The sequence below is a fragment of the Arthrobacter sp. B10-11 genome, assembly GCF_033142195.1.
GTDB lineage: Bacteria > Actinomycetota > Actinomycetes > Actinomycetales > Micrococcaceae > Arthrobacter > Arthrobacter oryzae_C.
On sequence record NZ_JAWMTH010000009.1, the window covers coordinates 40106 to 63791 of the forward strand.

At 66.3% G+C, this 23686-nt stretch carries 24 protein-coding genes; 4 read left to right on the forward strand and 20 right to left on the reverse strand.

The window, feature by feature from the left end:
- The first annotated feature begins 12 nt into the window (after nt 1–12).
- Nucleotides 13–411: a DUF1844 domain-containing protein gene (locus tag RW112_RS20455; protein WP_043480185.1), complete on the forward strand. Its 399-nt coding sequence runs from the start codon at nt 13–15 to the stop codon at nt 409–411.
- Between the two features lie 143 nt (nt 412–554).
- On the opposite strand, the gene RW112_RS20460 is transcribed toward RW112_RS20455, so the two are convergent.
- The 8 genes from RW112_RS20460 to RW112_RS20495 all read right to left on the reverse strand — a co-directional run bounded on the left by RW112_RS20460 (nt 555) and on the right by RW112_RS20495 (nt 6824).
- Nucleotides 555–1868 carry an MFS transporter gene (locus tag RW112_RS20460; RefSeq protein WP_317783520.1) on the reverse strand — a complete coding sequence of 438 codons (1314 nt, stop codon included), beginning with the start codon at nt 1866–1868 and terminating at the stop codon, nt 555–557.
- A gap of 57 nt (nt 1869–1925) precedes the next feature.
- Nucleotides 1926–2843: an SseB family protein gene (locus RW112_RS20465; RefSeq protein WP_317783521.1), complete on the reverse strand. Its 918-nt coding sequence runs from the start codon at nt 2841–2843 to the stop codon at nt 1926–1928.
- A gap of 13 nt (nt 2844–2856) precedes the next feature.
- Complete coding sequence (gene priA, locus RW112_RS20470) at nt 2857–3603, reverse strand: bifunctional 1-(5-phosphoribosyl)-5-((5-phosphoribosylamino)methylideneamino)imidazole-4-carboxamide isomerase/phosphoribosylanthranilate isomerase PriA (RefSeq protein ID WP_305940424.1); 747 nt, start codon at nt 3601–3603, stop codon at nt 2857–2859.
- 52 nt (nt 3604–3655) lie between these two features.
- A complete protein-coding gene (locus RW112_RS20475) occupies nt 3656–3814 on the reverse strand; it encodes a hypothetical protein (protein ID WP_197024972.1) in 159 nt (52 codons plus the stop codon).
- Complete coding sequence (hisH, locus tag RW112_RS20480; RefSeq protein WP_317783522.1) at nt 3815–4576, reverse strand: imidazole glycerol phosphate synthase subunit HisH; 762 nt, start codon at nt 4574–4576, stop codon at nt 3815–3817.
- Nucleotides 4573–5199 (reverse strand): imidazoleglycerol-phosphate dehydratase HisB, encoded by a 627-nt coding sequence (gene hisB / locus RW112_RS20485; protein ID WP_305940422.1) that lies wholly within the window; start codon nt 5197–5199, stop codon nt 4573–4575. The genes hisH and hisB overlap by 4 nt, the downstream gene beginning before the upstream one ends.
- Nucleotides 5200–5289: 90 nt before the next feature.
- The gene (locus RW112_RS20490; protein ID WP_305940421.1) at nt 5290–6408 is read right to left on the reverse strand and encodes a histidinol-phosphate transaminase; all 1119 of its coding nucleotides are present in this window, start codon (nt 6406–6408) and stop codon (nt 5290–5292) included.
- Between the two features lie 98 nt (nt 6409–6506).
- Nucleotides 6507–6824: a LysM peptidoglycan-binding domain-containing protein gene (locus RW112_RS20495; RefSeq protein WP_411709953.1), complete on the reverse strand. Its 318-nt coding sequence runs from the start codon at nt 6822–6824 to the stop codon at nt 6507–6509.
- 465 nt (nt 6825–7289) lie between these two features.
- Between RW112_RS20495 and lexA the strand changes: the two genes are divergently transcribed.
- Entirely contained in the window at nt 7290–8039 is a 750-nt protein-coding gene (gene lexA, locus RW112_RS20500) for a transcriptional repressor LexA (protein ID WP_043480173.1), read from the forward strand.
- Between the two features lie 44 nt (nt 8040–8083).
- Here lexA and RW112_RS20505 read toward each other — a convergent pair whose 3' ends face one another.
- Both RW112_RS20505 and hflX read right to left on the reverse strand, forming a co-directional pair.
- On the reverse strand, nt 8084–10156 hold the full coding sequence (locus RW112_RS20505) for an ATP-dependent DNA helicase (protein ID WP_317783524.1): 2073 nt from the start codon (nt 10154–10156) through the stop codon (nt 8084–8086).
- Entirely contained in the window at nt 10149–11717 is a 1569-nt protein-coding gene (gene hflX, locus RW112_RS20510) for a GTPase HflX (protein ID WP_317783525.1), read from the reverse strand. Before hflX ends, RW112_RS20505 begins: the two co-directional genes overlap by 8 nt.
- Before the next feature lie 466 nt (nt 11718–12183).
- On the opposite strand from hflX, the gene RW112_RS20515 reads away from it, so the two are divergent.
- Entirely contained in the window at nt 12184–12798 is a 615-nt protein-coding gene (locus RW112_RS20515) for a class I SAM-dependent methyltransferase (protein WP_317783526.1), read from the forward strand.
- On the opposite strand, the gene dapF is transcribed toward RW112_RS20515, so the two are convergent.
- From dapF to RW112_RS20545, 6 genes are all read right to left on the reverse strand, one after another.
- A complete protein-coding gene (gene dapF / locus RW112_RS20520; protein WP_317783527.1) occupies nt 12779–13723 on the reverse strand; it encodes a diaminopimelate epimerase in 945 nt (314 codons plus the stop codon). The two genes, RW112_RS20515 and dapF, sit on opposite strands and share 20 nt — an antisense overlap.
- 61 nt (nt 13724–13784) lie before the next feature.
- Nucleotides 13785–14687: a tRNA (adenosine(37)-N6)-dimethylallyltransferase MiaA gene (gene miaA / locus RW112_RS20525; RefSeq protein ID WP_317783529.1), complete on the reverse strand. Its 903-nt coding sequence runs from the start codon at nt 14685–14687 to the stop codon at nt 13785–13787.
- A gap of 3 nt (nt 14688–14690) precedes the next feature.
- Nucleotides 14691–16259, reverse strand: a complete 1569-nt coding sequence (gene miaB / locus RW112_RS20530) for a tRNA (N6-isopentenyl adenosine(37)-C2)-methylthiotransferase MiaB (RefSeq protein ID WP_317783530.1) — start codon at nt 16257–16259, stop codon at nt 14691–14693.
- Nucleotides 16260–16276: 17 nt separating this feature from the next.
- Complete coding sequence (locus RW112_RS20535) at nt 16277–16780, reverse strand: regulatory protein RecX (RefSeq protein ID WP_317783561.1); 504 nt, start codon at nt 16778–16780, stop codon at nt 16277–16279.
- 64 nt (nt 16781–16844) lie between these two features.
- Nucleotides 16845–17900 (reverse strand): recombinase RecA, encoded by a 1056-nt coding sequence (gene recA / locus RW112_RS20540; protein WP_043480159.1) that lies wholly within the window; start codon nt 17898–17900, stop codon nt 16845–16847.
- 188 nt (nt 17901–18088) lie between these two features.
- Entirely contained in the window at nt 18089–18313 is a 225-nt protein-coding gene (locus RW112_RS20545) for a DUF3046 domain-containing protein (protein ID WP_305940412.1), read from the reverse strand.
- 41 nt (nt 18314–18354) lie between these two features.
- Between RW112_RS20545 and RW112_RS20550 the strand changes: the two genes are divergently transcribed.
- On the forward strand, nt 18355–18864 hold the full coding sequence (locus RW112_RS20550) for a MarR family winged helix-turn-helix transcriptional regulator (RefSeq protein ID WP_317783531.1): 510 nt from the start codon (nt 18355–18357) through the stop codon (nt 18862–18864).
- An 87-nt stretch (nt 18865–18951) separates the two neighbouring features.
- Here RW112_RS20550 and RW112_RS20555 read toward each other — a convergent pair whose 3' ends face one another.
- The 4 genes from RW112_RS20555 to RW112_RS20570 all read right to left on the reverse strand — a co-directional run bounded on the left by RW112_RS20555 (nt 18952) and on the right by RW112_RS20570 (nt 23630).
- A complete protein-coding gene (locus tag RW112_RS20555) occupies nt 18952–19404 on the reverse strand; it encodes a helix-turn-helix domain-containing protein (RefSeq protein WP_055798349.1) in 453 nt (150 codons plus the stop codon).
- Nucleotides 19405–19545: 141 nt separating this feature from the next.
- Nucleotides 19546–20040 (reverse strand): CinA family protein, encoded by a 495-nt coding sequence (locus tag RW112_RS20560; protein WP_317783532.1) that lies wholly within the window; start codon nt 20038–20040, stop codon nt 19546–19548.
- Nucleotides 20037–20678: a CDP-diacylglycerol--glycerol-3-phosphate 3-phosphatidyltransferase gene (gene pgsA / locus RW112_RS20565; RefSeq protein ID WP_317783533.1), complete on the reverse strand. Its 642-nt coding sequence runs from the start codon at nt 20676–20678 to the stop codon at nt 20037–20039. The genes RW112_RS20560 and pgsA overlap by 4 nt, the downstream gene beginning before the upstream one ends.
- Before the next feature lie 9 nt (nt 20679–20687).
- Nucleotides 20688–23630, reverse strand: a complete 2943-nt coding sequence (locus RW112_RS20570) for an FtsK/SpoIIIE family DNA translocase (RefSeq protein ID WP_317783534.1) — start codon at nt 23628–23630, stop codon at nt 20688–20690.
- Nucleotides 23631–23686: the final 56 nt, after the last annotated feature.

Genomic DNA, 23686 nt, shown 5'->3' on the forward strand with positions numbered 1-23686 from the left:
AAGCTTACCAGTATGAGCACTTCAGACAGTAATTCACACGTTTTCGAGCCCGCCGCCGGTCAGCGGGACGGCCAGGAGCAGGTGTCGCAACAGATCCGCGATATCTCCGAGGTCCCCGCCATCGAGGTCATCACCACCGCCGCTGTCCACCTGATGAGCGCGTCGGCCGTCAAGCTCGGGCTCGCAGCCGAGGAGAATGCCGAGGAGCTCAAGGACCTGGACGAGGCCCGCAAGCTGATCACCGCCCTGGCCGGACTCGTGACCGCCGCCGCTCCGGAGATCGGTTCCCAGCACGCCGGACCGTTGCGCGACGGACTGCGCTCCCTGCAGCTGGCCTTCCGCGAGGAGTCCATCATTCCGGACGCCCCGGGCAAGGGTCCGGGGGAAAAGTACACCGGGCCGGTTAACTAGCCGGTTCACTGGCACGTCGACGGCGGCGGGCGGACCACCCGGGTCCGCCCGCCGCCGTCGTAATTCCCTGAGTTTTTGTCCAGATACAGGGACTTACGCACCCCGGAAGCCACGTTATCTGGACAAAAACTCTGGGCGGCCGGTCAGGTGAGGGCCCGGCGACGGCGCCGGTGCTGCAGCACCAGGCCGAAGAGGCAGAGGACAACCCCGGCGGTCCCCACCGAGACGAATCCGGCGGACGGCCCGACCCCGTCGATGAACACGCCGGCCAAGGGAGCGCCCAGCGCCACTCCGGCCGTGAGAGCGGACCCGTACCAGCCCATGGCCTCGCCGCGGCGGCCCTCCTCCACGAGTTCGGCAACCTTTTCCGACGCAGCGGATAAGACCGGTGCGCACAGCAGGCCGGGGAGAAGCGATAGCAGGCACAGCGTCAGTGTGTCGCGCGCGAAGCCCATCGGGATGGTGAGGGCTGCCATCCCGAGCAGCAGGAGAATCGGGGAAACGGGCCGGTGCATGGCCCCGTAGAGGAGCCCTCCGACAACCGACGCCGCGCACCAGAACACAAAGACAAGGCCGATCTCCGCCTGGCGGCCGCCGGTCTCCAAAGCGGCAACAATGCCTACGTCCGTGCCGCTAAGCACCATGCCTGCCCCGGAGGCCACCGCGAAGACCGCTGCCACCGCGGCGGTGAACCAGGCGAAATTGTGTACCACGCTTTGCCTTAATCCGGCGGGCCTCAGTCTGGAGCGGCGAAGGCCGCCGGCCGCTACCGGAGCGAGTTCCGCAGCAGCTTCCTGGAGGTGCGCCGGAGCTGCAGCGACGACCGCCGCTTCCGCGCCTTCCCGCTGGTCGGTTTCATAGTCTTCATCCGGCACAGCACTCCGGGTGGGCGGGTTGAACCACATCAGGAAGAGTCCGGCCACGGAAGTGCACACGCCCACTACTGTCAGCCCGACAACCGAATAGCCGGCAGTTGCCACAATCGCCCCGGCCGCCGGGCCGAGCATGAAGACAAGTTCCGTGGAGATGGCGTCCAGGGCAAATGCCGTCCGCCGCTGTTCCCCGCCCGCCAGCACGCCCAGGGACTGGCGCACCACACTGAAGATCGGCAGTGTGAGGAGTCCCCCGACGAAGACCAGCGCCAGCACCCACTCGTAGGAAACATGCGGCACCACGGACCAGATCACGGTCTCGGACACGACGGAAGGAATCAGTGCCTTGCGCAGGCCCACGGTGTCCACCCGGCGCCCTCGCCACGGCGCGCCCAGGGCGATGCCTATGGTCATCACCGCCGCGGCTGTGCCTGCGGCGGCATACCCCTCGCCCAGGGCCAGGACAATGTGCAGCGTCAGGAGCACGCCGGCGGCGGAATGCGGTATGCGGGCTATCATTCCGACGGTCAGCAGGCGCCGGATGGGCCTGATTGCCAGGAGCTCCTTGTAAAGAGCGAAATTCACGGGTACGTCCTTCATCCTGCCGGCGACAAGACCGGGACGCGTCCCCGTGCCGTCAAGCTATTCTGTTGCGCGCTGCAACTTTACCTCGATCGAGTCGACGCGCTCGGCGAAGACCGCATTCCGCGACCAGTCAGCGTTGAGCCCTGACACGATGGCCTGGACGCCTGCCGCATCGAGGCCGTCTTCCAAGTACAGCACCACCCTGAGTTCCGGCCCCGGACCGCCGCCGCGGACAACAGCGCCGCCGGCTGTTGCCGAGGCTACGCCACCGCCCGGCTGGAGCTCGACGCGCTTAACGGCCCCATAACCGGCCGTTGCCTCGGCCATGGCCCGGGCAAGCTCTGGATCGGCATAGGACGGAAGCCAGTCCTGCTGCTGGGCAAGGGCCCAGACTGCGGGCCGGCGGACCACGAACGTGTACTCCGAGCCGGGGTCGAGGACCAGGAGCTCGGCTCCTTCAGCCACCGCCGACAGGGCGGCCCGCGCCGCGTACACTGCCACCGGGCGGGCATCCGGATGCCATGCTTCCAGCGCCGCAGCCGAGGTGAAGACCGGCATGGCCGTCCGGCCGTCCGGCGCCTTCAGCGTCACGAGCGCCATATCCGCCTGCTTGTCGCCGTGCAGCTTCTCAGCCTGCATCCCGTCGTCACCGTGCCCGCTTCCGTGAGGCGCGTGCGCGTGTTCGCTTTCCTCGGCCAGCCGGGCAACGATCGGAACGAAAACCCTGGCAGTGGCCAGGGACGCCACCACGGCAGCTTCGTCGCCCTCAGCAGAGCGGAGCGCGGCAACCGCGGCGAGGTAACCGGCGTCGGCCGTGCCGTCGTCGTGCTCGAAGTTGTGGATTTTTGCATCCTCGCCGGCGAGGCTGCGGCCGGCCCAGGGCTGTCCGGCAGAGTCCGTGGCGCCGCCGGAGCCTGCCAGTGCGGCCGCGATGTGGCCCGGCAGTTCGCGGGATGCGGGAGGTTGCTGCTCCATGGTGGCTGCGGGCCTAGCGGCGGCCTGCTACGTCCAGCGCTTCCGGCAGCGTAAACGCACCGGCGTAGAGCGCCTTCCCGACGATGGCCCCTTCCACGCCCAGGGGAACGAGGGAGCGCAGGACCTTGAGGTCTTCGAGGCTGGAGATGCCGCCGGAGGCAACCACGGGCTTGCCGGTCTTCTCCACCATCTGGCGGAGCAGCTCAACGTTGGGACCCTGCAGGGTGCCGTCCTTGGTGACGTCGGTGACCACGTAGCGGGCGCAGCCGGCTTCTTCGAGCCGTGCCAGCACGTCCCAGAGGTCGCCGCCTTCCTTGGTCCAGCCGCGGCCCGCCAGGGTGGTTCCGCGCACGTCGAGGCCGACGGCGATCTTGTCACCGAAGCGGTCGATGGCGCGGGCCGTCCACTCAGGGTTTTCAAGAGCCGCCGTGCCGAGGTTCACCCGGGCAACGCCCAGGTCCAGGGCTTTTTCCAGGGATTCGTCATCGCGCAGGCCGCCGGAGAGCTCCACCTTGATATCGAGCCGGCCCACAACTTCACGGAGCAGCCCGGCGTTGGAGCCACGGCCGAAGGCGGCATCCAGGTCCACCAGGTGCACCCATTCGGCGCCCTGTTCCTGCCAGTTGAGGGCAGCTTCCAGCGGGGTGCCATAGCTCGTCTCACTGCCGGCTTCGCCCTGGACCAGACGGACCGCCTGGCCGTCCACGACGTCGACGGCGGGCAGCAGTTCCAGTACGGGCAGCGGCGTTTCGGTGGTCATGTTGGAGTCCTCGGGGTTGTAGTGGAGCTGCGTGTGATCGGGTGTTGCGCGGTCAGTTTGCCGGCAGCGTAAGCAGGTAGGCGGCCAGCAGCGACATACCGGCCAGCACGTAGAAAACGACCTGGGTCCAGAGCGGCTTGTGCTGCTGCCTGAAGGACAGTGCCCCGCCAACCAGCAGGCCGGCGAGGCCCATCAGGACTATCGACCACATCTAGGCGGCCGGTCCGGCACTGGCGGCCGCGGGCGCTGTGGCGTCGCCTTTGCCGCGGCGCAGGCCGTTGACCCAGTTGCGGAGAAGCCGGGCGCCGGCGTCGCCGGACTTTTCCGGGTGGAACTGGGTGGCGCACAGAGGGCCGTTCTCGACGGCGGCGACGAACGGTGCGCCATGCTCTGACCAGGTGACCAGCGGGGCAGCCATGCGCGGCTGGATGACGTCAAAGTCCCATTGCTGGACGCCGTAGGAGTGGACGAAGTAGAAGCGTTCGTTTTCGACGCCTTCGAAGAGCCTGGATCCTTCCGGGACCTTGACAGTGTTCCAGCCCATGTGCGGCACAACCTCCGCAGGCAGCAGTTCCACTTTTCCGGGCCACTCCCCCATGCCCTCGGCCTCGGTGCCGTGCTCGACGCCCGCCTCGAACAGCACTTGGAGGCCCACGCAGATTCCCAGGACGGGCCGGCCGCCGGCCACGCGCCGGCCGATCATCCGGAGCGCGTCCACTGCCTTGAGCTCGCGCATCACCGTTTCGAAGGCACCGACCCCGGGGACCAGCAGGCCGTCGGCATTCAGGACGTCTTCCGGCTTGGCGCTGAGGATGACTTCGGCACCCGCCCGCTCCAGCGCCCGGACGGCTGAGCGGACGTTTCCGGAGCCGTAGTCCAGGACCGTAACCGTGGGTTTCCCCTCGGGGGACGCCGGTTTCGCACTCGCGGCAGGGTCCAGGATTGCCCCGTCCCGGAGGATCGGGCCGGTCACAGTGCGCCCTTGGTGGACGGGATGCCCTCCACGCGGGGGTCCGGCTCCACGGCTGCCCGCAGCGCCCGAGCGAATGCCTTGAACTGCGCTTCCACGATGTGGTGCGGGTCCCGGCCTGCGATGACGTTCATGTGCAGGCAGATGCCGGCGTGCAGGGTGATTGCTTCGAAGACGTGGCGGGTCAGGGACCCCGTGAAGTGTCCGCCGATCAGGTGGTATTCCTGGCCGGCCGGCTCGCCGCCGTGCACCAGGTACGGCCGCCCGGAGACATCAACGACGGCGTGGGCCAGGGCTTCGTCCAGGGGAACCGTGGCTTCCCCGAAACGGCGGATCCCCGCCTTGTTGCCGAGGGCGGTCCGAAGCACTTCGCCGAATGTGATGGCCACATCCTCCACCGTGTGGTGGACGTCGATGTGGATGTCCCCCGTCGCCTTGACCGTCATGTCGATGAGCGAGTGCTTACACAGAGCAGTCAGCATGTGGTCATAGAACGGAACCGAGGTGCTGATGTCCGAGATACCCGAGCCGTCAAGGTTGATCTCGACGAGCACGGACGATTCGCTCGTGGAACGCTCCATGCGTGCGGTCCGGGCCTCGACAGCAGTGGATCCGGTGGTGCTCATGTGTTGTGTCCTTTGGATGTCAGGAGAAATACCGTTGGGTGCGGGTTGCCGGGAAGTGGTTCCCCGGGAACCCGGGGGTCCGACTCCAGTTTAGGCCGGGACGCTGGGCTGACCGGTCAGGATCAGTTCCAGGGCCTCCAGGAAGGCTGTGGTTTCCGTCTCAGTGCCGGCCGTAACGCGCAAGTGCCCCGGGATCCCCACATCCCGGATCAGGACGCCGCGGTCGAGCAGCCCCTGCCAGACCTCGTGGGGGTTCTCCAGTCCGCCGAAGAAGACGTAGTTGGAGTCGGACGCGGCGGGCTTGAGACCCATCCGGGTCAGCTCAGTGACGATCCTGTCGCGCTGCCGCTTGATGTCTTCGACGTCGGCCATCAGGGCCTCGCGGTGCGTCAGGGCAGCCAGGGCGGTGGCCTGGGTGATGGCCGACAGGTGGTACGGAAGCCGCACGAGCCTCAGGGCGTCCGCAACCTCGGGTGCTGCCGCCATGTAGCCGAGGCGGGCTCCGGCGAGGGCGAACGCCTTGCTCATGGTGCGGGAGACGATCAGGCGCTCACGGCCCGGAAGCAAAGTCAGGGCGCTGGGCGTGCCGTCGTGCGCAAACTCGTGGTAAGCCTCGTCGACGATCACGACAGTCTGGCTGGCCTCGCCTGCTTCGTAGACGGCTTCCACGACGTCGAGCCCCAGGCCGGTGCCGGTGGGGTTGTTCGGTGAACACAGGAAGACAACGTTTGGTTGAAGTTCCCGGACCTGCCGCGCCGCCGATTCGGCACTGAGGCCATAGTCATCCGCACGCTGGCCGGCGATGTATCCGGTATCGGTCCCGCTGGCCAGCAACGGGTACATGGAGTACGTGGGCGGAAATCCGAGGGCGGTGCGCCCCGGGCCGCCGAATGCCTGCAGGATCTGTTGCAGCACTTCGTTGGACCCGTTGGCGGCCCAGATGTTCTCGGCCCCCAGACCATGGCCCAGGTATTCCGCCAGGCGCTCCCGGAGTTCGGTGAACTCACGGTCCGGGTAGCGGTTCAGTCCAGCGGCGGCCGCCGTCACGGCTTCCGAGATGGCCACCAGGACATCAGCCGGAACGCCATGGGTGTTCTCGTTGACGTTGAGCAGGATGGGAACATCAAGCTGCGGTGCACCGTATGGAGTGAGGCCCCGCAGGTTGGTCCGGAGGGGAAGTCTGTTCAGTCGCTCTAGCTGGTCAGTCACTTCAACAGTTTAAGTGAGGGTGGCCGGGCCACTGAAACTGTGACGCCGCTGAGCCGCCGGGGCCGATGGCCGGGGGCTCCAGGCGGCATGCTCGAGGCTTAGTTTGAGGGAACAAAAATCTGCTGGCCCGGCATGACCCTGCCGCCGTCAAGGTTGTTGAGCTGGACGATATCGGCGACGACGTCGCGGGTGTCCCGTTCCGGGGACACGGTCCCGGCGATCTCCCAGAGCGACTGCCCCGGCTGGACTGTCACGGACACGGTGGGGGTCAACGACAACTCGGACGCTGAATCCGCAGCTTTCGCCGGCGAATTCAGCAACCCGGCCAGCGAGATCAGCAGTACGGACACCAGGATCAGCGGCACGCCCACAAGAACGATGCGCCCCCTTCGTGTCAGTCGGAGCGGCGGCTGCACGACCCTGGCCTTCGCCGGCTTAACAGCTTTCGCTGCGGGACGCTCCTCCCAGTTGAAGCCCTGGATTCCTACGGCTTCAGCTCCCCGGATGGGCGAACCTTCATTATTCGAACCCTGAATAGCGCTTATTGCTGACATGAACTGAGCCCTCCTGGACCTGACTGTGCCGCCCGCCGTGTTCCCCAAAGCCGCCGTCCGCCCGCTTCCGGCTATCGAACATAAAACCGAACGGGACTTCCGACTAGAACACATATTCGAACTTTGCTGGTTCTGTTCTAGCACCTATTAACGAACATTGTCGAGACTCACTAGAACAAATGTTTGAAAAAGCTATGAGGCTGGCCTACGTTTGAGCTACAGAACAACCACTTCTGCAGTTGATCAGCAGGGTCTGACATTTCAGGCCGGAAGTTCCCGGCAGCTGCAGCCACGGATGCCGGGTGGAACGGAAAGGCGTTGGCGAACATGGCAGCACAAGCCACCGGCGGCAGGGCTACCCAGCGGAGCCAGCAGTCACCAGCGAAGCCGAAGGGCCTCACGGTACGGCAGAAGAAGATTCTGGAAACGATCCAGCGGTCCGTCAACGACAACGGCTATCCGCCGTCCATGCGCGAAATTGGGGACACCGTTGGCCTGGCCAGCCTGTCCAGCGTCACCCACCAGCTCTCGCAGCTCGAAAAACTGGGCTACCTCCGCCGTGACCCGAAACGCCCGCGCGCGATGGAAGTCCTGATGCCGCTGACCCTGGACGAGGGCACCGCCAAAATCTCCGGCGTGGAGAAGCCTGCACGGCTGCGCACCGTTGGCGGATTGGCTGTTTCCGAACTGGCCACGGCAACGGACACGGCCATGGTCCCCCTCGTGGGGCGGATTGCGGCGGGCGGGCCGATCCTGGCCGACCAGATGGTTGAGGACGTGATGCCGCTGCCAAGGCAGTTGGTTGGCCATGGCGAGCTCTTTATGCTGAAGGTGACCGGCGACTCCATGATCGATGCGGCAATCTGCGACGGCGACTGGGTTGTGGTCCGCCGGCAGAGTGACGCTGTCAACGGCGACATCGTTGCCGCCCTGCTTGACGACGAGGCGACGGTGAAGACCTTCCGCCAGCGCGACGGCCACACCTGGCTGTTGCCCCAGAACACGCAGTACGAGCCCATCCTCGGCGATCACGCCAACATCATGGGCAAGGTCGTTTCGGTTCTCCGCTCGCTGTAGCCGCCGCGCCGCCGCCCCGCCGCACCGGCGGGGCGGCGGCCCCGTCAGGCGCCGGCAACCTCCGCCGGAGCCTTTGCCAGCCTTGACAGTGCAGCAACAGCGATCGCGGGATCAGTGGTGGGCCAGAACGGCGGCAGGGCGGCCCGCAGGAAGCCCCCGTAGCGTTCAGTGGACAACCTGGAGTCAAGGACAGCCACAACCCCTTTGTCGCCCGTGGAGCGGATGAGCCGGCCGGCGCCCTGGGCGAGCCGGATCGCGGCGTGCGTGGCCGACACCGACATAAAGCCGTTGCCCCCCGCCTGCGCCACTGCCCGGGAGCGGGCGGTCATAAGGGGATCATCCGGCCGTGGGAACGGGATGCGGTCGATGACCACCAGCCGGCACGAACCGCCGGGAACGTCCACTCCCTGCCAGAGCGACATGGTGCCGAAAAGACAGGTGTCCGGTTCGTCCGCAAACTGCCGCACCAGCGCCGTCATGGTTGATTCGCCCTGGCACAGGATGCTGACATCCAGGCGGGGCCGCATCGCCTCCGCCGCTTCCTCCGCTGCCCGCCGCGACGAGAAGAGGCACAGCGCACCGCCGTTCGACGCCCGGATCAGTTTCTCCAGCTCGTCCAGCGCCTCGGGCGATGTCCCGCGTCCCGGCTTCGGCAGATGGCTGGCCACGTACAGAATCCCCTGTTTGGGGTAGTCGAACGGGGAACCGACGTCCACGCCGGTCCAGCTGGGTGCGCCCGGTCCCACCAGCCCCAGCCCTCCCGCAGCCGGTTCGAAGGCCGATCCGATGGCCAGGGTGGCAGACGTAAGGACAACGGTGTGCCCGGCAAAGAGCCCGTCGCGGAGCTTCCCGGCCACGCTCAGCGGGGCAATGTTGATCAGGGCAGGCGCTGCGTCATCCGGCTGCGAGTAGCCCTGTTGCGGGTCGAAGGTGCTGTTCCGCGAAAACCAGACCACCTCCCGGTTTTCCCGGGCGGCAATCAGGCGCTCACAGAGTTCCAGGATGACCATGAGGCGTGACCGCGCAAGCTGCCGCCCGCCGTCGGCCGTGTTGGCGCTGTCGCCTTTGGAGTCGGAGAGGGCCGCGCGGCAGGCTTCCCGTAACTGGTCCACACAGTCGAGCTGCTCGTCGTTGAGGCCGTTGGGCAGGAGGCCGCTGGGAACCCCGGCGATGGCGAGTTCGAGGTTCGCGGCGGCATTGTTGAGCGCATCAACCGTAATGCCCGTGTTTTTGCGGGCGCCGGAGGCTGCGGCGTGGACCATGGCTACGGACAGCTGGCCGGAGACTGCTCCCGTCACGCGGTCCTGCAGCTCGTGCGCCTCGTCAACCACTACGACGTCGTACTCCGGCAGGACTGCGAGGCCTTCGAACGCGCTGACGGCCAGCATCGCGTGGTTGGTCACCACAACGTCGGCCTCGGCGGCGTCCTGCCGGGCGAGTTCACTGAAGCACTCGGCGGCCATGGGGCATTTCTGCGCGCCCAGGCATTCCATCGAGGTGACGGACACCTGCCGCCAGGCGCGGTCCGTCACGCCGGGCATCAGTTCGTCACGGTCCCCTGTGGCGGTCTTCTCCGCCCACTCGCGGAGACGGACCACTTCCTTGCCCAGCTGGGATGCCGGTCCGCCCAAAGAGGCGGCAAAGTGCGGAACGCTGGTGTCCTCGCCCAGGGAGAAGAGCTGGCCCTCCGACGGTTCTTCGGAGGGGAACCCGCCGTCGAGCTTGTGCCGGCAGACGTAGTTTGCCCTGCCCTTGACCAGCGCGACCTTAACGGGGCGCTCCAGGGCGGGGTTGAGGGTTTCGAGGAGCCGGGGAAGGTCCCTGCCCACGATCTGGGTCTGCAGTGCAAGGGTGGCCGTGGACACCAACGTGGGTTTATCGCTGACCTGTGAATGGGCAATCAGCGGAATCAGGTACGCAAGGGACTTACCCGTGCCCGTTCCGGCCTGGACCAGCAGGTGGTCGCCGCTGTCGATAGCGCGCGCCACCTGCCGGGCCATTTCGTGCTGGCCGCTGCGGCTTTGTCCGCCCATGCCGGACACTGCCCGGTCAAGGAGTTCGATGACGAACTCCTCGCCGGAGGAGCCGCTGGTTTCTCCGGCCCCGGGATCAGACATTGCTGATGAAGGATTCCAGTTCAGCGGCGAGCCCCTCGCGCACCATGACGAGGGCGCGCGTGCCCCCCTCCTCGTGGTCCAGGCGGAGGATTTCGGCGTCCGTTTCGTGGAGTTTGTTGATCAGGTCCCCGCGGTTGTAGGGAATCAGCAGTTCCATCTTGACGCTCGGCCTCGGAATGGAATCGCTGATGGCCTTCAGGAGCTCGGCGATGCCCTGTCCCGTGCGGGCGGACACCACCACATGGCGGGGTTCGCGCTGTTTCAGGCGTTCCACCACGAACGGATCCGCGGCGTCGGCCTTGTTCAGCACAATGATCTCCGGGACCTTGCGTGCGTCCACTTCGCTGAACACAGCCCGGACCGCGGCGATCTGTCCCTCAGGATCGGGGTGCGAGACATCCACGACGTGCAGGATGAGGTCCGCATCGGCCACTTCCTCCAAGGTGGAGCGGAAGGCTTCCACCAGCTGCGTGGGAAGTGAACGAACGAAGCCCACGGTATCGGCCAGCGTGTAGCCCAGACCGTCAGCCGTTTCCGCCTTGCGGACCGTCGGATCCAGCGTCGCGAACAGCGCGTTCTCCACCAGGACGCCGGCGTCGGTGAGCCGGTTCAGGAGCGAGGACTTTCCGGCGTTCGTGTACCCCGCAATGGCGACCGACGGCACGGAATTACGACGGCGGTTGGCCCGCTTCGTTTCCCGCGCCGGCTTCATGGCGGCGATTTCGCGCCGCAGCTTGGCCATCCTGGTGCGGATCCGGCGGCGGTCCAATTCGATCTTGGTTTCACCGGGGCCGCGGGAACCCATGCCGGCACCTGCGCCGCCCACCTGGCCACCGGCCTGGCGGGACATGGACTCGCCCCAGCCGCGCAGGCGCGGGAGCAGGTACTCAAGCTGCGCCAGCTCCACTTGCGCCTTGCCTTCACGGCTTTTGGCGTGCTGGGCGAAGATGTCCAGGATCAGGGCCGTGCGGTCAATGACCTTGACCTTCACGATGTCTTCGAGTCCACGCCGCTGGGACGGCGCCAGTTCGGCATCCACCACCACGGTGTCGGCACCGGTGGACATGACGATGTCCTTGAGCTCCTGGGCCTTGCCGGAGCCGAGGAAAGTGCCGGGGTCGGGCTTGGCCCGGCGCTGGACGATGCCGTCGAGGACCTCCGAGCCCGCGGTTTCGGCCAGGGCGGCAAGCTCGCGGAGTGAGTTCTCGGCGTCGGCGAGGGTGCCTTCGGTCCAAAGGCCGGCCAGGACGACCCGTTCGAGACGCAGCTGCCGGTATTCGACTTCGGTGACATCTTCGAGTTCCGTGGAAAGGCCTGCCGTGCGGCGCAGGGCCCGGCGTTCCTCGAGGTCCTGCTGGTCCCCGTCGAAAATGCTGTTTTCGCTGTCCTGGCGGGAAATCGCCTGGGCCGAACCCAGGACTCCGCGCGGATTTTCCGGGGCGGAGCCGGCTGCACGGGCCGGGACATCCTTGGACAGAATCCGGTCGATGACAGCCTGGATTTCCTCAGGACTCATGTCCTGGGAGGCTGAATCTGATCCGGTGTTGGGCTGGTTGGTCATGTTCTCCTTTGAAGATTCGACACCTTCAGAATAATGCTGATTGGTTGTCTGCGGGGCGGTATTCGCGCTGGGCTGACGACTAGTGGTCATTCGGGCTCCTGGAATGCCGGCGGCTCGCTGGGCGGCGGCCGGCGGAATTGGTGGTGAAGCGGGTGGTGGCGCAGGTGTCCTGCGAGGCAGGCGGCTGCGCGGAGGGCCGGGATGTCGGTGGCAGTTGGTACGCCACGGTTCAGATGATCAGCATTGCTGGACTCCAAGTAGTACGGGCGGGACGTCGGGCCGGATAGTCACGGCAGGACGGCGCACTGAGCGGAAGGTGAATACCTGCGTCGCTGCGGGACGGGCTTAGGCCCGTGCCGACTACTCAAAGATCAAGAACATGGATTAAACCTTAGCAGACCGGTTTCCCTGCATCGTTCCCGTCCGCGTTTCCCATCGGCGCGCGTGGCAACTAATCTGGCGAGTTATGGAGTCTGCACACTATTTCAGCGCCCAGCCGGCCGGGCCGTTCACCCGCAAACCGCTCACTGTGGAACTTGCCGGTGAAACCCGCAGGCTGCAGACGTCCAACGGCATCTTCAGCCCCGACGGCATCGACAAGGGAACGGCGGTCCTGCTGGCCGACGTCCCGGCCCCGTCCCCCCAGGGCAACCTGCTGGACATCGGCTGCGGCTGGGGTCCCATCGCCCTCACCATGGCCCTCCGTGCGCCGCACGCACACGTCTACGCCGTGGACGTGAATGAGCGCTGCATCGCACTCACCAACGAAAATGCGGCCCTGCTGGGGCTGGGCAACGTCACCGCCAGCCTGCCCGACGACGTCGATGCCGGCATCCGGTTCGACACGATCTGGTCCAATCCCCCCATCCGGATTGGAAAAGACGAGCTTCACTCGCTGCTGTTGAAGTGGCTGCCCCGGCTGGCCCCGGGCGGATCCGCCTGGCTGGTGGTCCAGAAGAACCTTGGTTCGGATTCCCTCCAGCGCTGGCTGGACGCCGAATTGGACAGCAGTTTCAATGTCACCCGGGAGAGCACCTCGAAGTCCTTCCGGATCCTGAGGGTCAGGAAAGCGTCCCGCTAGCCACGATCACGGCCGGACCGCTGAGCTCCACATGTTCGTGGCCTTCCGGCCCCGCAAAGAACTTCACCCCGACGACGCCGCCGGGAACCTTGACGTTCCAGGCGTCCGGGGCGCCCTGCCCGGCCCAGTGACGGATGGCAACCGCTGCCGCGCACGCGCCGGTGCCGCAGGACTGCGTCTCCCCCACACCGCGTTCGTGGACACGCATGGTGACGGTCCCGACGCCGTCGTGGACGAGCGGCTCGGACGGGACGACGAACTCGACATTGGTACCGTGGGCCGGCTTCGGATCAACCTGCGGTGCCTTGAAAAGCTGCGTTGCCTCGAGCTCGCTGAGTTCTGCGAGGGCCACCACAGTGTGCGGATTGCCCATGCTGACGGACAGCGCCGGGCGGGGCACCTCGAGGCCGTCCGCGGTCACGAGCGAGTCCATGGCCCGGGCGGTGGCCTCACCCGGGAAGATGAATTCCCACGGGCCCATGTCCACGGCGTAGCCGTTGTCGGTCCGCACTACCGTCTTGACGCCCCCGCGCGTGCCGATTGTCAGTGCGTCGCCGGCGTCAAGCCGGACGAGTCCTTCAGCGATGAGGAAGTGGACGAACACCCGCACGCCGTTTCCGCACATTTCGGACAGGGATCCGTCCCCGTTGCGGTAGTCCATGAACCACTCGGCATCAGGGTGGACGGCCTGCAGCTCACGTCCTTCCGGGAGGTACCGCGACGGAACCGCGCGGATCAGCCCGTCGCCGCCGATGCCGCGGTGGCGGTCGCAGAGTTCCGCAACCTGCTCGGGCGCAATGGGCCAGGTACCCTCGGGGTCTGCAACCAGCACGAAATCGTTGCCGGTGCCATGGCCTTTAGAGAAGGCCAGGCCGCTCAGCCCCTGGAGTGCGCGGTCAGGGGCGGGTGCAAGCGTTTCGTCCATGCTCCAAGGTTACCGTCCCGGCGGGGCGGGCAGGACACCCGCAGGCACACCAGGGCGCGGCTCAGCGGCAGACGGCTGCCGCCTTGGCCACCAGGTCCGGGTCCTGCCAGTCGAGCCAGGTGATGCGGGGATCCGCCCTGAACCAGGTGAGCTGCCTGCGGGCGAATTTCCGGGTGGCCACGATTGTGTCTTCCGTGGCTTGGCCGGCATCCCACTCACCGTCGAGAACCTTCAGGAACTGGGAATAGCCCAGTGCTCGCGCTGCGGTCTTGCCGTTCCGCAGCCCTGCAGCGTCCAACCGCTGCACCTCAGCCTGCAGTCCGTTGGCCACCATGCCGTGGACACGGCGCGCCAGTCTGTCCTTCAGGAGTTCCCTGTCGACGTCGAGTCCGATCTGTACCGCTGGCTGGAAGTACTCCCGCACCGGCATGAAGGAACTGAAAGGACGCCCCGTCAGCTCGAAGACCTCCAGGGCACGGACCACCCTGCGGGCGTCGCCCAGGCGGGCGGCGGAAACGGGGTCGACCGCTTCGAGCCGGGCGCGCAGCGGCGCGAGGCCGGCGTCGTCGAGCTCGGCTTCCAGTCGGCGCCGGACGGCCGGATCGGTCCCCGGGAACTCGAGCACGTCCAGTGCGGCCCGGACATAAAGGCCGGAGCCCCCGGCCAGGATGGCCCGCTTGCCGCGCCCGTGGATCTCGGCGATGGCGGCCCTGGCCTCGCGCTGGAAGTCCGAAACGCTGGCTTCTTCGGTGATGTCGAGCGTATCCAGCAGGTGGTGCGGGACTCCCCTGCGTTCCTCGGCAGTGATCTTGGCGGTCCCGATGTCCATGCCGCGGTAGAACTGCATGGCGTCTGCGTTGATGACTTCACCGCCAAGTTCCAGCGCCAATGCGACTGCGAGGTCCGACTTCCCAGACCCGGTGGGGCCGACCACTGCGATGACGGCAGGCGGCGTGTTGACCATCGCCTAGCTGCGTCGGACGGGAAGAGCCGGCATGCCCAAGGACACCCCACCCTTGCTGCCGTTCGTGCCGGAACCGCTGCCGGGCAGCGGGGCACCGCAGGAGTCCGCCTGGGACCTGTCCCAGGCGTCGCCGGCACGGGAGCGGCGCAGCGTGTAGTCTGCCGCCGTCGCCGGATCGGCCACCAGGTGGAAGGCTGCGGCTTCAGTGATGGTGACGGTCACGAGGTCACCGGGCCGGGGCTTCTCTGAGCCCTCAGGGACCGAGAAGTGCACCAGCCGCTGGTCCTGCGACCGGCCGGACAACCGGTGGGTTTCTTCTGCCTTGCGGCCGGACTGCGCGGTGACCATGACTTCCACGCGGCGGCCCAGCTGGCGGGCATTTTCCTCGGCAGCGATCCGGTCCTGCAGGGCGGTCAATCGCTCAAAGCGCTCCTGCACCACGGCCTTCGGGAGCTGGTCCGGCAGGTCGGCAGCAGGAGTGCCGGGACGCTTGGAGTACTGGAACGTGAAGGCCGTGGCAAAACGGGATTTCTCGACGACGTCCAGGGTGGCCTGGAAGTCCTCTTCGGTTTCGCCGGGGAAGCCCACAATGATGTCGGTGGAGATGGCTGCATGCGGAATCCGTTCCCGGACTTTGTCCAAAATGCCGAGGAACTTGGTGGAACGGTAGGACCGCTTCATGTCCTTGAGTACTTTGTCCGAGCCTGACTGCAGCGGCATGTGGAGCTGCGGCATGACGTTCGGGGTTTCGGCCATGGCGTCAATGACGTCGTCAGTGAACGCCGCGGGGTGCGGGCTGGTGAACCTGACGCGTTCCAGCCCTTCTATTTCGCCGCAGGCGCGGAGCAGTTTGGAGAAAGCCTGGCGGTCGCCGAACTCCACACCGTAGGAATTTACGTTCTGGCCCAGGAGCGTGACTTCGATCGCGCCGTCATCCACCAGCGCCTGGATCTCGGCGAGAATGTCGCCCGGGCGGCGGTCCTTTTCCTTGCCGCGCAGCGCAGGCACGATGCAGAACGTGCAGGTGTTGTTGCACCCCACGGAAATGGACACCCAGCCCGAGTACACCGAGTCCCGCTTGGTGGGAAGCGTGGACGGGAAAACGTCCAGTGACTCAAGGATCTCGAGCTGCGCTTCATTGTTGTGCCGGGCGCGGTCCAACAGCGCGGGCAGGGCACCGACGTTGTGGGTACCAAACACCGCATCAACCCACGGGGCCTTCTTCAGGATCGTTTCCCGGTCCTTCTGGGCCAGGCAACCGCCCACCGCTATCTGCATGCCCGGGTTCGCTGCCTTGACCGGCGCCAGCATCCCGAGATTGCCGTAGAGCTTGTTATCAGCGTTTTCCCGGACCGCGCACGTGTTGAACACCACGACATCCGCGTGGTCGCCGGACGCAGGCACATAACCGGCGCCTTCCAGCATGCCGGCCATCCGTTCTGAGTCGTGCACGTTCATCTGGCAGCCGAAGGTGCGCACCTGATAGGTGCGCGGCGGGGCTGCCTCAGGTGCTGCATCGATGCTGGCGGAGGGGCTGGTGCCGGACGCTGGGGAGGGAATGGTCAAACTCACCTGTTAAGGGTACCGGTTCACAGGAATTCCGTGGCCGCCCGCTCACCGTCCGGGTCCGCCGCCGCGGACTCGAGTACCTCGCCTACGATCCGGAAGGCCTGTGAAGGCTGGTATCCCTTCCGCGCCAGCATCGATGCCAGCCGACGCGTCACCTTGTCCCGCTCAGCCCGGTCCGCGAGGTGAACCCCGCCCTTCAGTTTGCGTTCGACGAGTTCCCGCGCAGCGGACTCTTCCGCGTCGTCGCTGAGCTGCTCCAGGGCGCGTGCCGCGATGTCGGCGTCAATACCTTTGTCCGCCAGCTCGCGCCGTAACGCTCCCTTCGCGAGCTTCCGGGTCTGGGACCTGCTCCGGACCCACATATCCGCGAACTCCGCGTCATCGACGAGCCGGACTTCCTCGAAACGGTCGAGGACGGCTTCCGCCACATCCTCCGGGACGTTGCGCTCGGCAAGCTTGCGGGACAGCTGCAGCCTGCTCTTGGGCGAGCTGGTCAGCTGCCGCAGCACGATGGCCCGGGCCACCGCGGCCGGATCCGGTTCGGCATCCTGTTCAGCCTCCGAACCCGGACCGCCCCGCCGGGTTCCCCTAGAAACCGTCAACGGCCTTGAGCTTCGGCGACTCTTCAGTTTCGGCCGCGGCCGGCTTGACGCCGACGCCCAGCTTCTCCTTGATGAGGCGCTCCAGTTCCGCGGCAAGCTCCGGGTTGTCCCGCAGGAAGCGCCGGGAGTTTTCCATGCCCTGGCCCAGCTGGTCGCCGTCGTAGGTGAACCATGAACCGGATTTCTTGATCAGGCCGTGCTCAACGCCCATGTCGATGATGCCGCCCTCGCGGGAGATGCCCTGGCCGTAGATGATGTCGAACTCGGCGATTTTGAAGGGCGGGGCCATCTTGTTCTTGACGATTTTCGCCTTGGTGCGGTTGCCCACCGAATCGGCGCCTTCCTTCAGCGTCTGGATGCGGCGGACGTCGATGCGGATGGAGGCGTAGAACTTCAGTGCCTTACCGCCGGTGGTGGTCTCGGGCGATCCGAAGAAGACACCGATCTTCTCGCGCAGCTGGTTGATGAAGATGGCGGTGGTCTTGGTCTGGCTCAAGCGTCCGGTGATCTTACGGAGCGCCTGGCTCATCAGGCGGGCCTGCAGGCCAACGTGGCTGTCGCCCATGTCACCTTCGATTTCCGCGCGGGGCACCAGTGCTGCCACGGAGTCGATGACGATGACATCGAGGGAGCCCGAGCCGATCAGCATGTCCATGATTTCCAGGGCCTGCTCACCGGTGTCCGGCTGGGATACCAGCAGCGCGTCGGTATCGACACCCAGCTTCGCGGCGTATTCCGGATCGAGGGCGTGCTCGGCGTCGATGAAGGCGGCAATGCCGCCCTGGCGCTGGGCATTCGCCACGGCATGCAGGGCCACGGTGGTCTTACCTGACGATTCCGGGCCGTAGATCTCCACCACACGCCCGCGCGGCAGGCCGCCAATTCCAAGGGCAACGTCCAAGGCAATGGAGCCGGTGGGGATCACTTCGATGGGAGCTCGTACTTCGTCGCCCAGCCGCATGACGGAGCCTTTGCCGAACTGCTTGTCGATCTGGGCCAGCGCTGCGTCGAGCGCCTTCTGACGATCCGGGGCTGCCGCCATGGTTCACACCTCTAGTTTTCTCGCTGTGGAGTGGCCTGAGCGGCCCTTTATCTGTCATCACCGACGCTAACGGCACCGACCGACATTATTGCCGGATGACATTGCGTATGTGGACAACGGTCTGAAAAAAGCATAGCCCGACCCGAACAGATATTCGAACAATCCTGCGGCGTGTCAGGCCGGTGGCGTCAGTTCCGGGACGGCTTGATGTCCCTGCCCAGCCGGCGGTCAGCCGGGACGTCCTGGACGTCGCACATCGCCAGCCAGACCTGGCGCGGGGGGATGCCGGCCGCCAGCGCCTGGTCGGCGGTCCGGCCTCCGACACCCGCCAGCACCAGGGAACTGCTGAGGACGCGAGAGTACCCCGCCCCGAACTCATCGTCCATGAGCCGCCAAAAGTCGCTGATTCGCACGGATAAAGTCTCTCACGCCTGCGGCCAATAGAATGGTTGCCATGAGCAACCCAGCCGTGGAACCCGATGCCTCCGGGGCCACCGAAAACAGCGTCGATGATGCCCTGCGAACCGTGGAGCACCAGATCAGCCTGTTCTGGCGCCGTGGCCGCTCCATCTCCCAGCAGCTGTCCCGGCAGGTCCACCCGGACATGGAACCGGCGGCCTATGGCCTTCTCACCGTTATCCGCCGCGAGGGTCCCATCAGGCTCACCGAACTCGCTTCGTGCATCGGCGTGGGCAAGCCCTCGGTCAGCCGCCAGATCGCGTTCCTTGAGAGCATCGGCTTGGTTTCCAAGGAAGCGGACCCCCTCGACGGCCGCGCCCAGACCATCCGGCTGACGCCCAAGGGCGAAGAGAAGATGCACCAGGTGCAGGATGCCCGCCGCGAGGTTTTCCGCGAGCGGCTGGGGGAATGGCCGGTGGAGGAGCTGCAGACGCTCGCCGCTTACATGGCCAAGCTCAACGCGACCTATGAACGGGACGGCTTCCCGAAGGACGAGCCGAAATAGCCGCCGCGGAATAGACAACGAAGGCCGCCGGCACAGCCGGCGGCCTTCGTGTCAGGGACTAAAGTCCAGGTTCTGAGCGGTTGCGGGTCAGCGGGCGCCCGAGAGCAGTCCCTTGGCCAGTTCGTCAGACAGGTCAGTATTGAGTTCGCGGTCAAGGTCGCGGCCGTAACGCTGCGAGAATTCCTGCGGAACGGTGTCCGGAACAGCAACACCTTCAGCGACGGCAACGCGGTCGCTGACTTCGCGGAGCATGCTGGACAGCGGGACGTCCAGGGCCGAGCAGATCGAAGACAGCAGCTCCGAAGAGGCTTCCTTCTGGCCGCGCTCCACTTCACTGAGATACCCCAGGGAAACCCGGGCACTGTGTGACACTTCGCGGAGGGTTCGGCCTTGACGCTGGCGAACGTCGCGCAGAACATCACCGATTTCGTGACGAAGTACTACCATCTTGCGCTCCTTCTGTTCGCTCTTTGCCTGATCGGCGAGGCCCACATCCTTCCAGCGGACAACGCCGTTCACGGATACGGGCTGCTTTACCATCTGTATCGCCTTGCTCCCTCGTACGTTAAGGTCCGCCTTCATCCGGCGAACCGTAATTATTTATTCATCCTAGGCGCCACCGTCATTCGGAAGCGACACAATGTAACAACTATTAGGAATCAAATTTTGTTCCCGGCAACTTTACGCCGGGTAAGCCCCGGAAGATAGGGCCTCAAGCAGCCGCTCCAAAGCAGCCGCGCACGCCTGGCCGCGGATGTCGGCGCGATTCCCCTCGAAAACATAACCGAACGACGTCGTGCCCTCCGCGGTGGCGACACCGACGAAGACCGTGCCCACTGCTTTCCCGCCGTGCGGTTCCGGGCCGGCAACACCGGTGGTGGATACCCCGATGTCTGCTCCGAGGACCCGCCGGGCCCCCTCTGCCATCGCTTCCGCAACAGCTCCCTCTACGGATCCGACGGCGTCGAGCAGCTCTTGCGGGACGCCCAGGACGCCTGCCTTGACTGAATTCTGGTAGGAAACCACCCCGCCCTGGAGCATGCCCGAGGCGCCGGGGGTGTCTGCGAGTACCGCGGCCACCATGCCCGCAGTCAGCGATTCGGCGGTGGCCACCGTCAGGCTCCGCGAGATGGCGCCCGTCACGGCCTGTTCAGCGATGCGGTGCAGATTGCTCATGGCAGTTCTCCCTGGACGGGCCGGCTGGCTGCGCGCCGGCCGTTGGCCCGCAGCTTCAGCGCTTCTACGACATATTGTCCGCCGGTCCACACGGTGATCGCCACAGCGGCCAGCATCACCAGGAAGGACACCACACCGAGCCACGGGGCCAGGGAGGCGAGCGGAACCACGTACAGCAGGATCGCGACCGTCTGAACCACAGTCTTCAGCTTGCCGCCCCGGGACGCAGGGATGACGCCGTATCGGATCACGAAGAACCGCAGTGCCGTAATACCCCATTCGCGGGCCAGGATCAGAACAGTGATCCACCACGGCAGTTCGTTCAGGAGGGACAGCATCACGAGCGCGGAGCCCGTGAGCAGTTTGTCTGCGATCGGATCGGCGATCTTTCCGAAATCGGTGATCAGTCCCCTGCTGCGGGCGATGTCGCCGTCGAGTTTGTCCGTGTAGATGGCCACCGCGAACGTGAGGGCCGCAGCCCACCGCCAGAGACCGTTCAGCGCATCCAGCCCCGGCGCGTCCGCGATGAGGAACCAGACGAAGAACGGCACCAGGACAATCCGCAGCATCGTCAGGATGTTCGGAAGGTTCCAGATCCCGGAGGCGGAGCCTGAGCTGTTGGCTTCAGTGCTAGTCACTCTCCTAGGCTACCGTCCGGTGAGCGACCAGGCGTCCTCGGAGCCGTCTTCGTCGTCGCCGGAGTTGCCGTCGGCGCCGTCATAGTACTCGACGTTCTGGGTCCGGTTGTCCAGGTCCGCTGCCACAAGGTCCTCGGCGTAACCGCCCTGGGCGATGTTCGCGTTGGCGTTGTCGCTCAGCGCCGCGGTCTGGGAATCCGGCGCGGACGGAGCCTCCTGGCCCTTCATGGCGGCGAGGACTGCCGCAAGGTCGTCGGGCTTCACCAGCACGTCGCGGGCCTTGGAGCCCTCGGAGGGGCCTACCACTCCCCTGGATTCGAGCAGGTCCATGAGCCGGCCGGCCTTCGCGAAGCCGACGCGCAGCTTCCGCTGCAGCATTGACGTGGAGCCGAACTGGGTGGTGACCACGAGTTCGGTGGCCTGGAGCAGGACTTCGAGGTCGTCCCCGATGTCGTCGTCGATCTGCTTCTTCTCCGCCTCGGGGGCAACGTCATCGCGGTAGACAGCCTTGAGTTGGCCCTTGACGTGTTCGACGACCTTATGGATCTCGGATTCCGTGACCCAGGCGCCCTGCACACGCATCGCCTTGGAGGCGCCCATGGGAAGGAAGAGCGCGTCACCCTGGCCGATGAGCTTTTCCGCACCGGGCTGGTCCAGGACCACGCGGGAGTCGGTGACGGAGGAGGTGGCGAACGCCATGCGGGACGGGACGTTGGCCTTGATCAGGCCGGTCACGACGTCGACCGACGGCCGCTGTGTGGCCAGGACCAGGTGGATGCCGGCGGCACGGGCCAGCTGGGTGATGCGGACGATGGAATCTTCGACGTCCCGCGGAGCCACCATCATGAGGTCGGCAAGTTCGTCCACGATCACCAGCAGGTACGGGTACGGGCGGATCACACGCTTGGAATCGACCGGCGGGTGGACCTTGCCGGCCCGGACCGCCTTGTTGAAGTCATCGATGTGCTTGAAGCCGTAGTTGGCGAGGTCGTCGTAGCGGGCGTCCATCTCGCGGACCACCCACTGGAGGGCTTCGGCGGCCTTCTTCGGGTTGGTGATGATGGGCGTGATCAGGTGCGGGACGCCCTCATACGCCGTGAGTTCCACACGCTTGGGGTCCACCATGACCATCCGCACTTCGTCCGGCGTGGCGCGCATCAGGATCGAGGTGATCATGGAGTTCACGAAGGACGACTTACCGGCGCCGGTGGCACCTGCCACGAGCAGGTGGGGCATCTTGGCCAGGTTCGCCACGACGTAGCCGCCCTCGACGTCCTTGCCGACGCCCATCACCATCGGGTGGTCGGTGCGGCGGGCGTTCTGGCTGCGGAGCACGTCGCCGAGGGAGACCGTCTCGCGGTCCGTGTTCGGGATTTCGATGCCGATGGCGGACTTGCCGGGGATGGGGCTGAGGATGCGGACGTCGCTGGAGGCGACGGCGTACGAGATGTTTTTTGACAGGGCGGTGACGCGCTCCACCTTGGTGCCCGGCGAGAGCTCGATTTCGTAACGCGTAACGGTAGGGCCGCGGCTGAAGCCGGTCACCTGGGCGTCGACGTTGAACTGGGTCAGCGTCTCCGTCAGGGAGGCCACGATGGCGTCGTTGGCCTCGGTGCGCTCCTTCGGGATGGACCCCGGGGTCAGCACGTCGGAGGACGGCAGGGTGTACGTGACGTCGCCTGCCAGCGACAGCTGCTCCGTACGCTGCGGAATCGGCGTGGGCGGCGGCGCGGGGGCCACCGGGCGCGAGGGCACCTGCGCGGCTGACGCAGCGGCAGCAGCACCGGCTCCGGCCGCGGCTGCGGGGTTGAGCGACCCGGCAGCCACCATCCCGGGGGTCACCAGCGGGATGGCCTCGGTGGCGTTCTCGCCGTTTGCCTCCGGCCCCCTGGTGCCCAGCCCCTGGGCCGCCTTGATCTTCTCGACGGCGATTTCGGCCTGGGTGGGCCGGCGCACGCCCGGTGCCGGGCGGGGGCTTTTGCCGCCTGCCTTGGGGCCGTCGGCGCTGTCGGCGGCCTCGTCGTCGTCGATGACGGCATGTTCGAAAGCTTCGTCACCCACATACCCTTCGAGGCGGGGATCATTTTCCTGGTCTTTGCCGAACAGCCGGCCGCGCCTCTTCTTCTTGGGCGCTGCCGGGGCGGAGTTTTCGTAGAGGTAGCTGCGGTCGTGGCCGTCGCCGGGTTCCTGCAGGTCGATGCCCATGAGGTGTTCATAGGCATCCCTGATCCGGCGGGGAATCGCGCCGAAGGGGGTGGCGGTCACGATCAGGAGGGAGGTGAAGGCGAGCAGGCCGTAGACTGCCACAGGCACCGCGGTATGCAGCGCTGCCAGCGGCGACGCGGCCAGGAAGCCGAGCATTCCGCCCGCCTGGCGCAGTCCGTCGAAGCCGTCCGTGACTGTGGGCTGGCCGCCAATCACGTGAGCCAGGCCGCAGCCGGCAAAGGTCATGATGAGGAAACCGATGCCGATCCTGTTGTTGCCCCGTCCGTCCGAAGGCTGGCGGAACAGCCGGAAGGCACAGACGAACAGCATGAGCGGCAGCAGCAGCGACATCCAGCCGAACGTGCCGTTGACGATCGCGAACACTGTGTCGGGGAACCACCCCTTGAAGCCCCACCAAGCGAAGGTGGCGACGAACACGCCCAGGGCGAGGTTGAAGAGTGCGGCGCCGTCCCGGCGGTCCTCGGGCGCGAGGTCGCTGACGTCATGGCCGATCCGGCGGACACCGCCGCCGACGACGTGCCCGATACCCAGCCATGCGCCTGCCGCCACCCGCACAAGCCAGGGCTGCCGGGGTTCGACTGCGGCCATCTGACGCGTGCGTGCGGTGCCTGACGTTCCTCCGGCCCGGGTGGATTTGGACGCAGCGGAGCCGGAGCCCCTGCCCGCTGAGCTGCCTGTTTTGCCGCTTGAGTTGCCTCTAGGCGCGGAGGAGGTACGTGTCGCCATACCCGCCACGGTACCCGAAGTCCAGCCAAAAACCGCGGATTTCCGGGGCGTTCCAC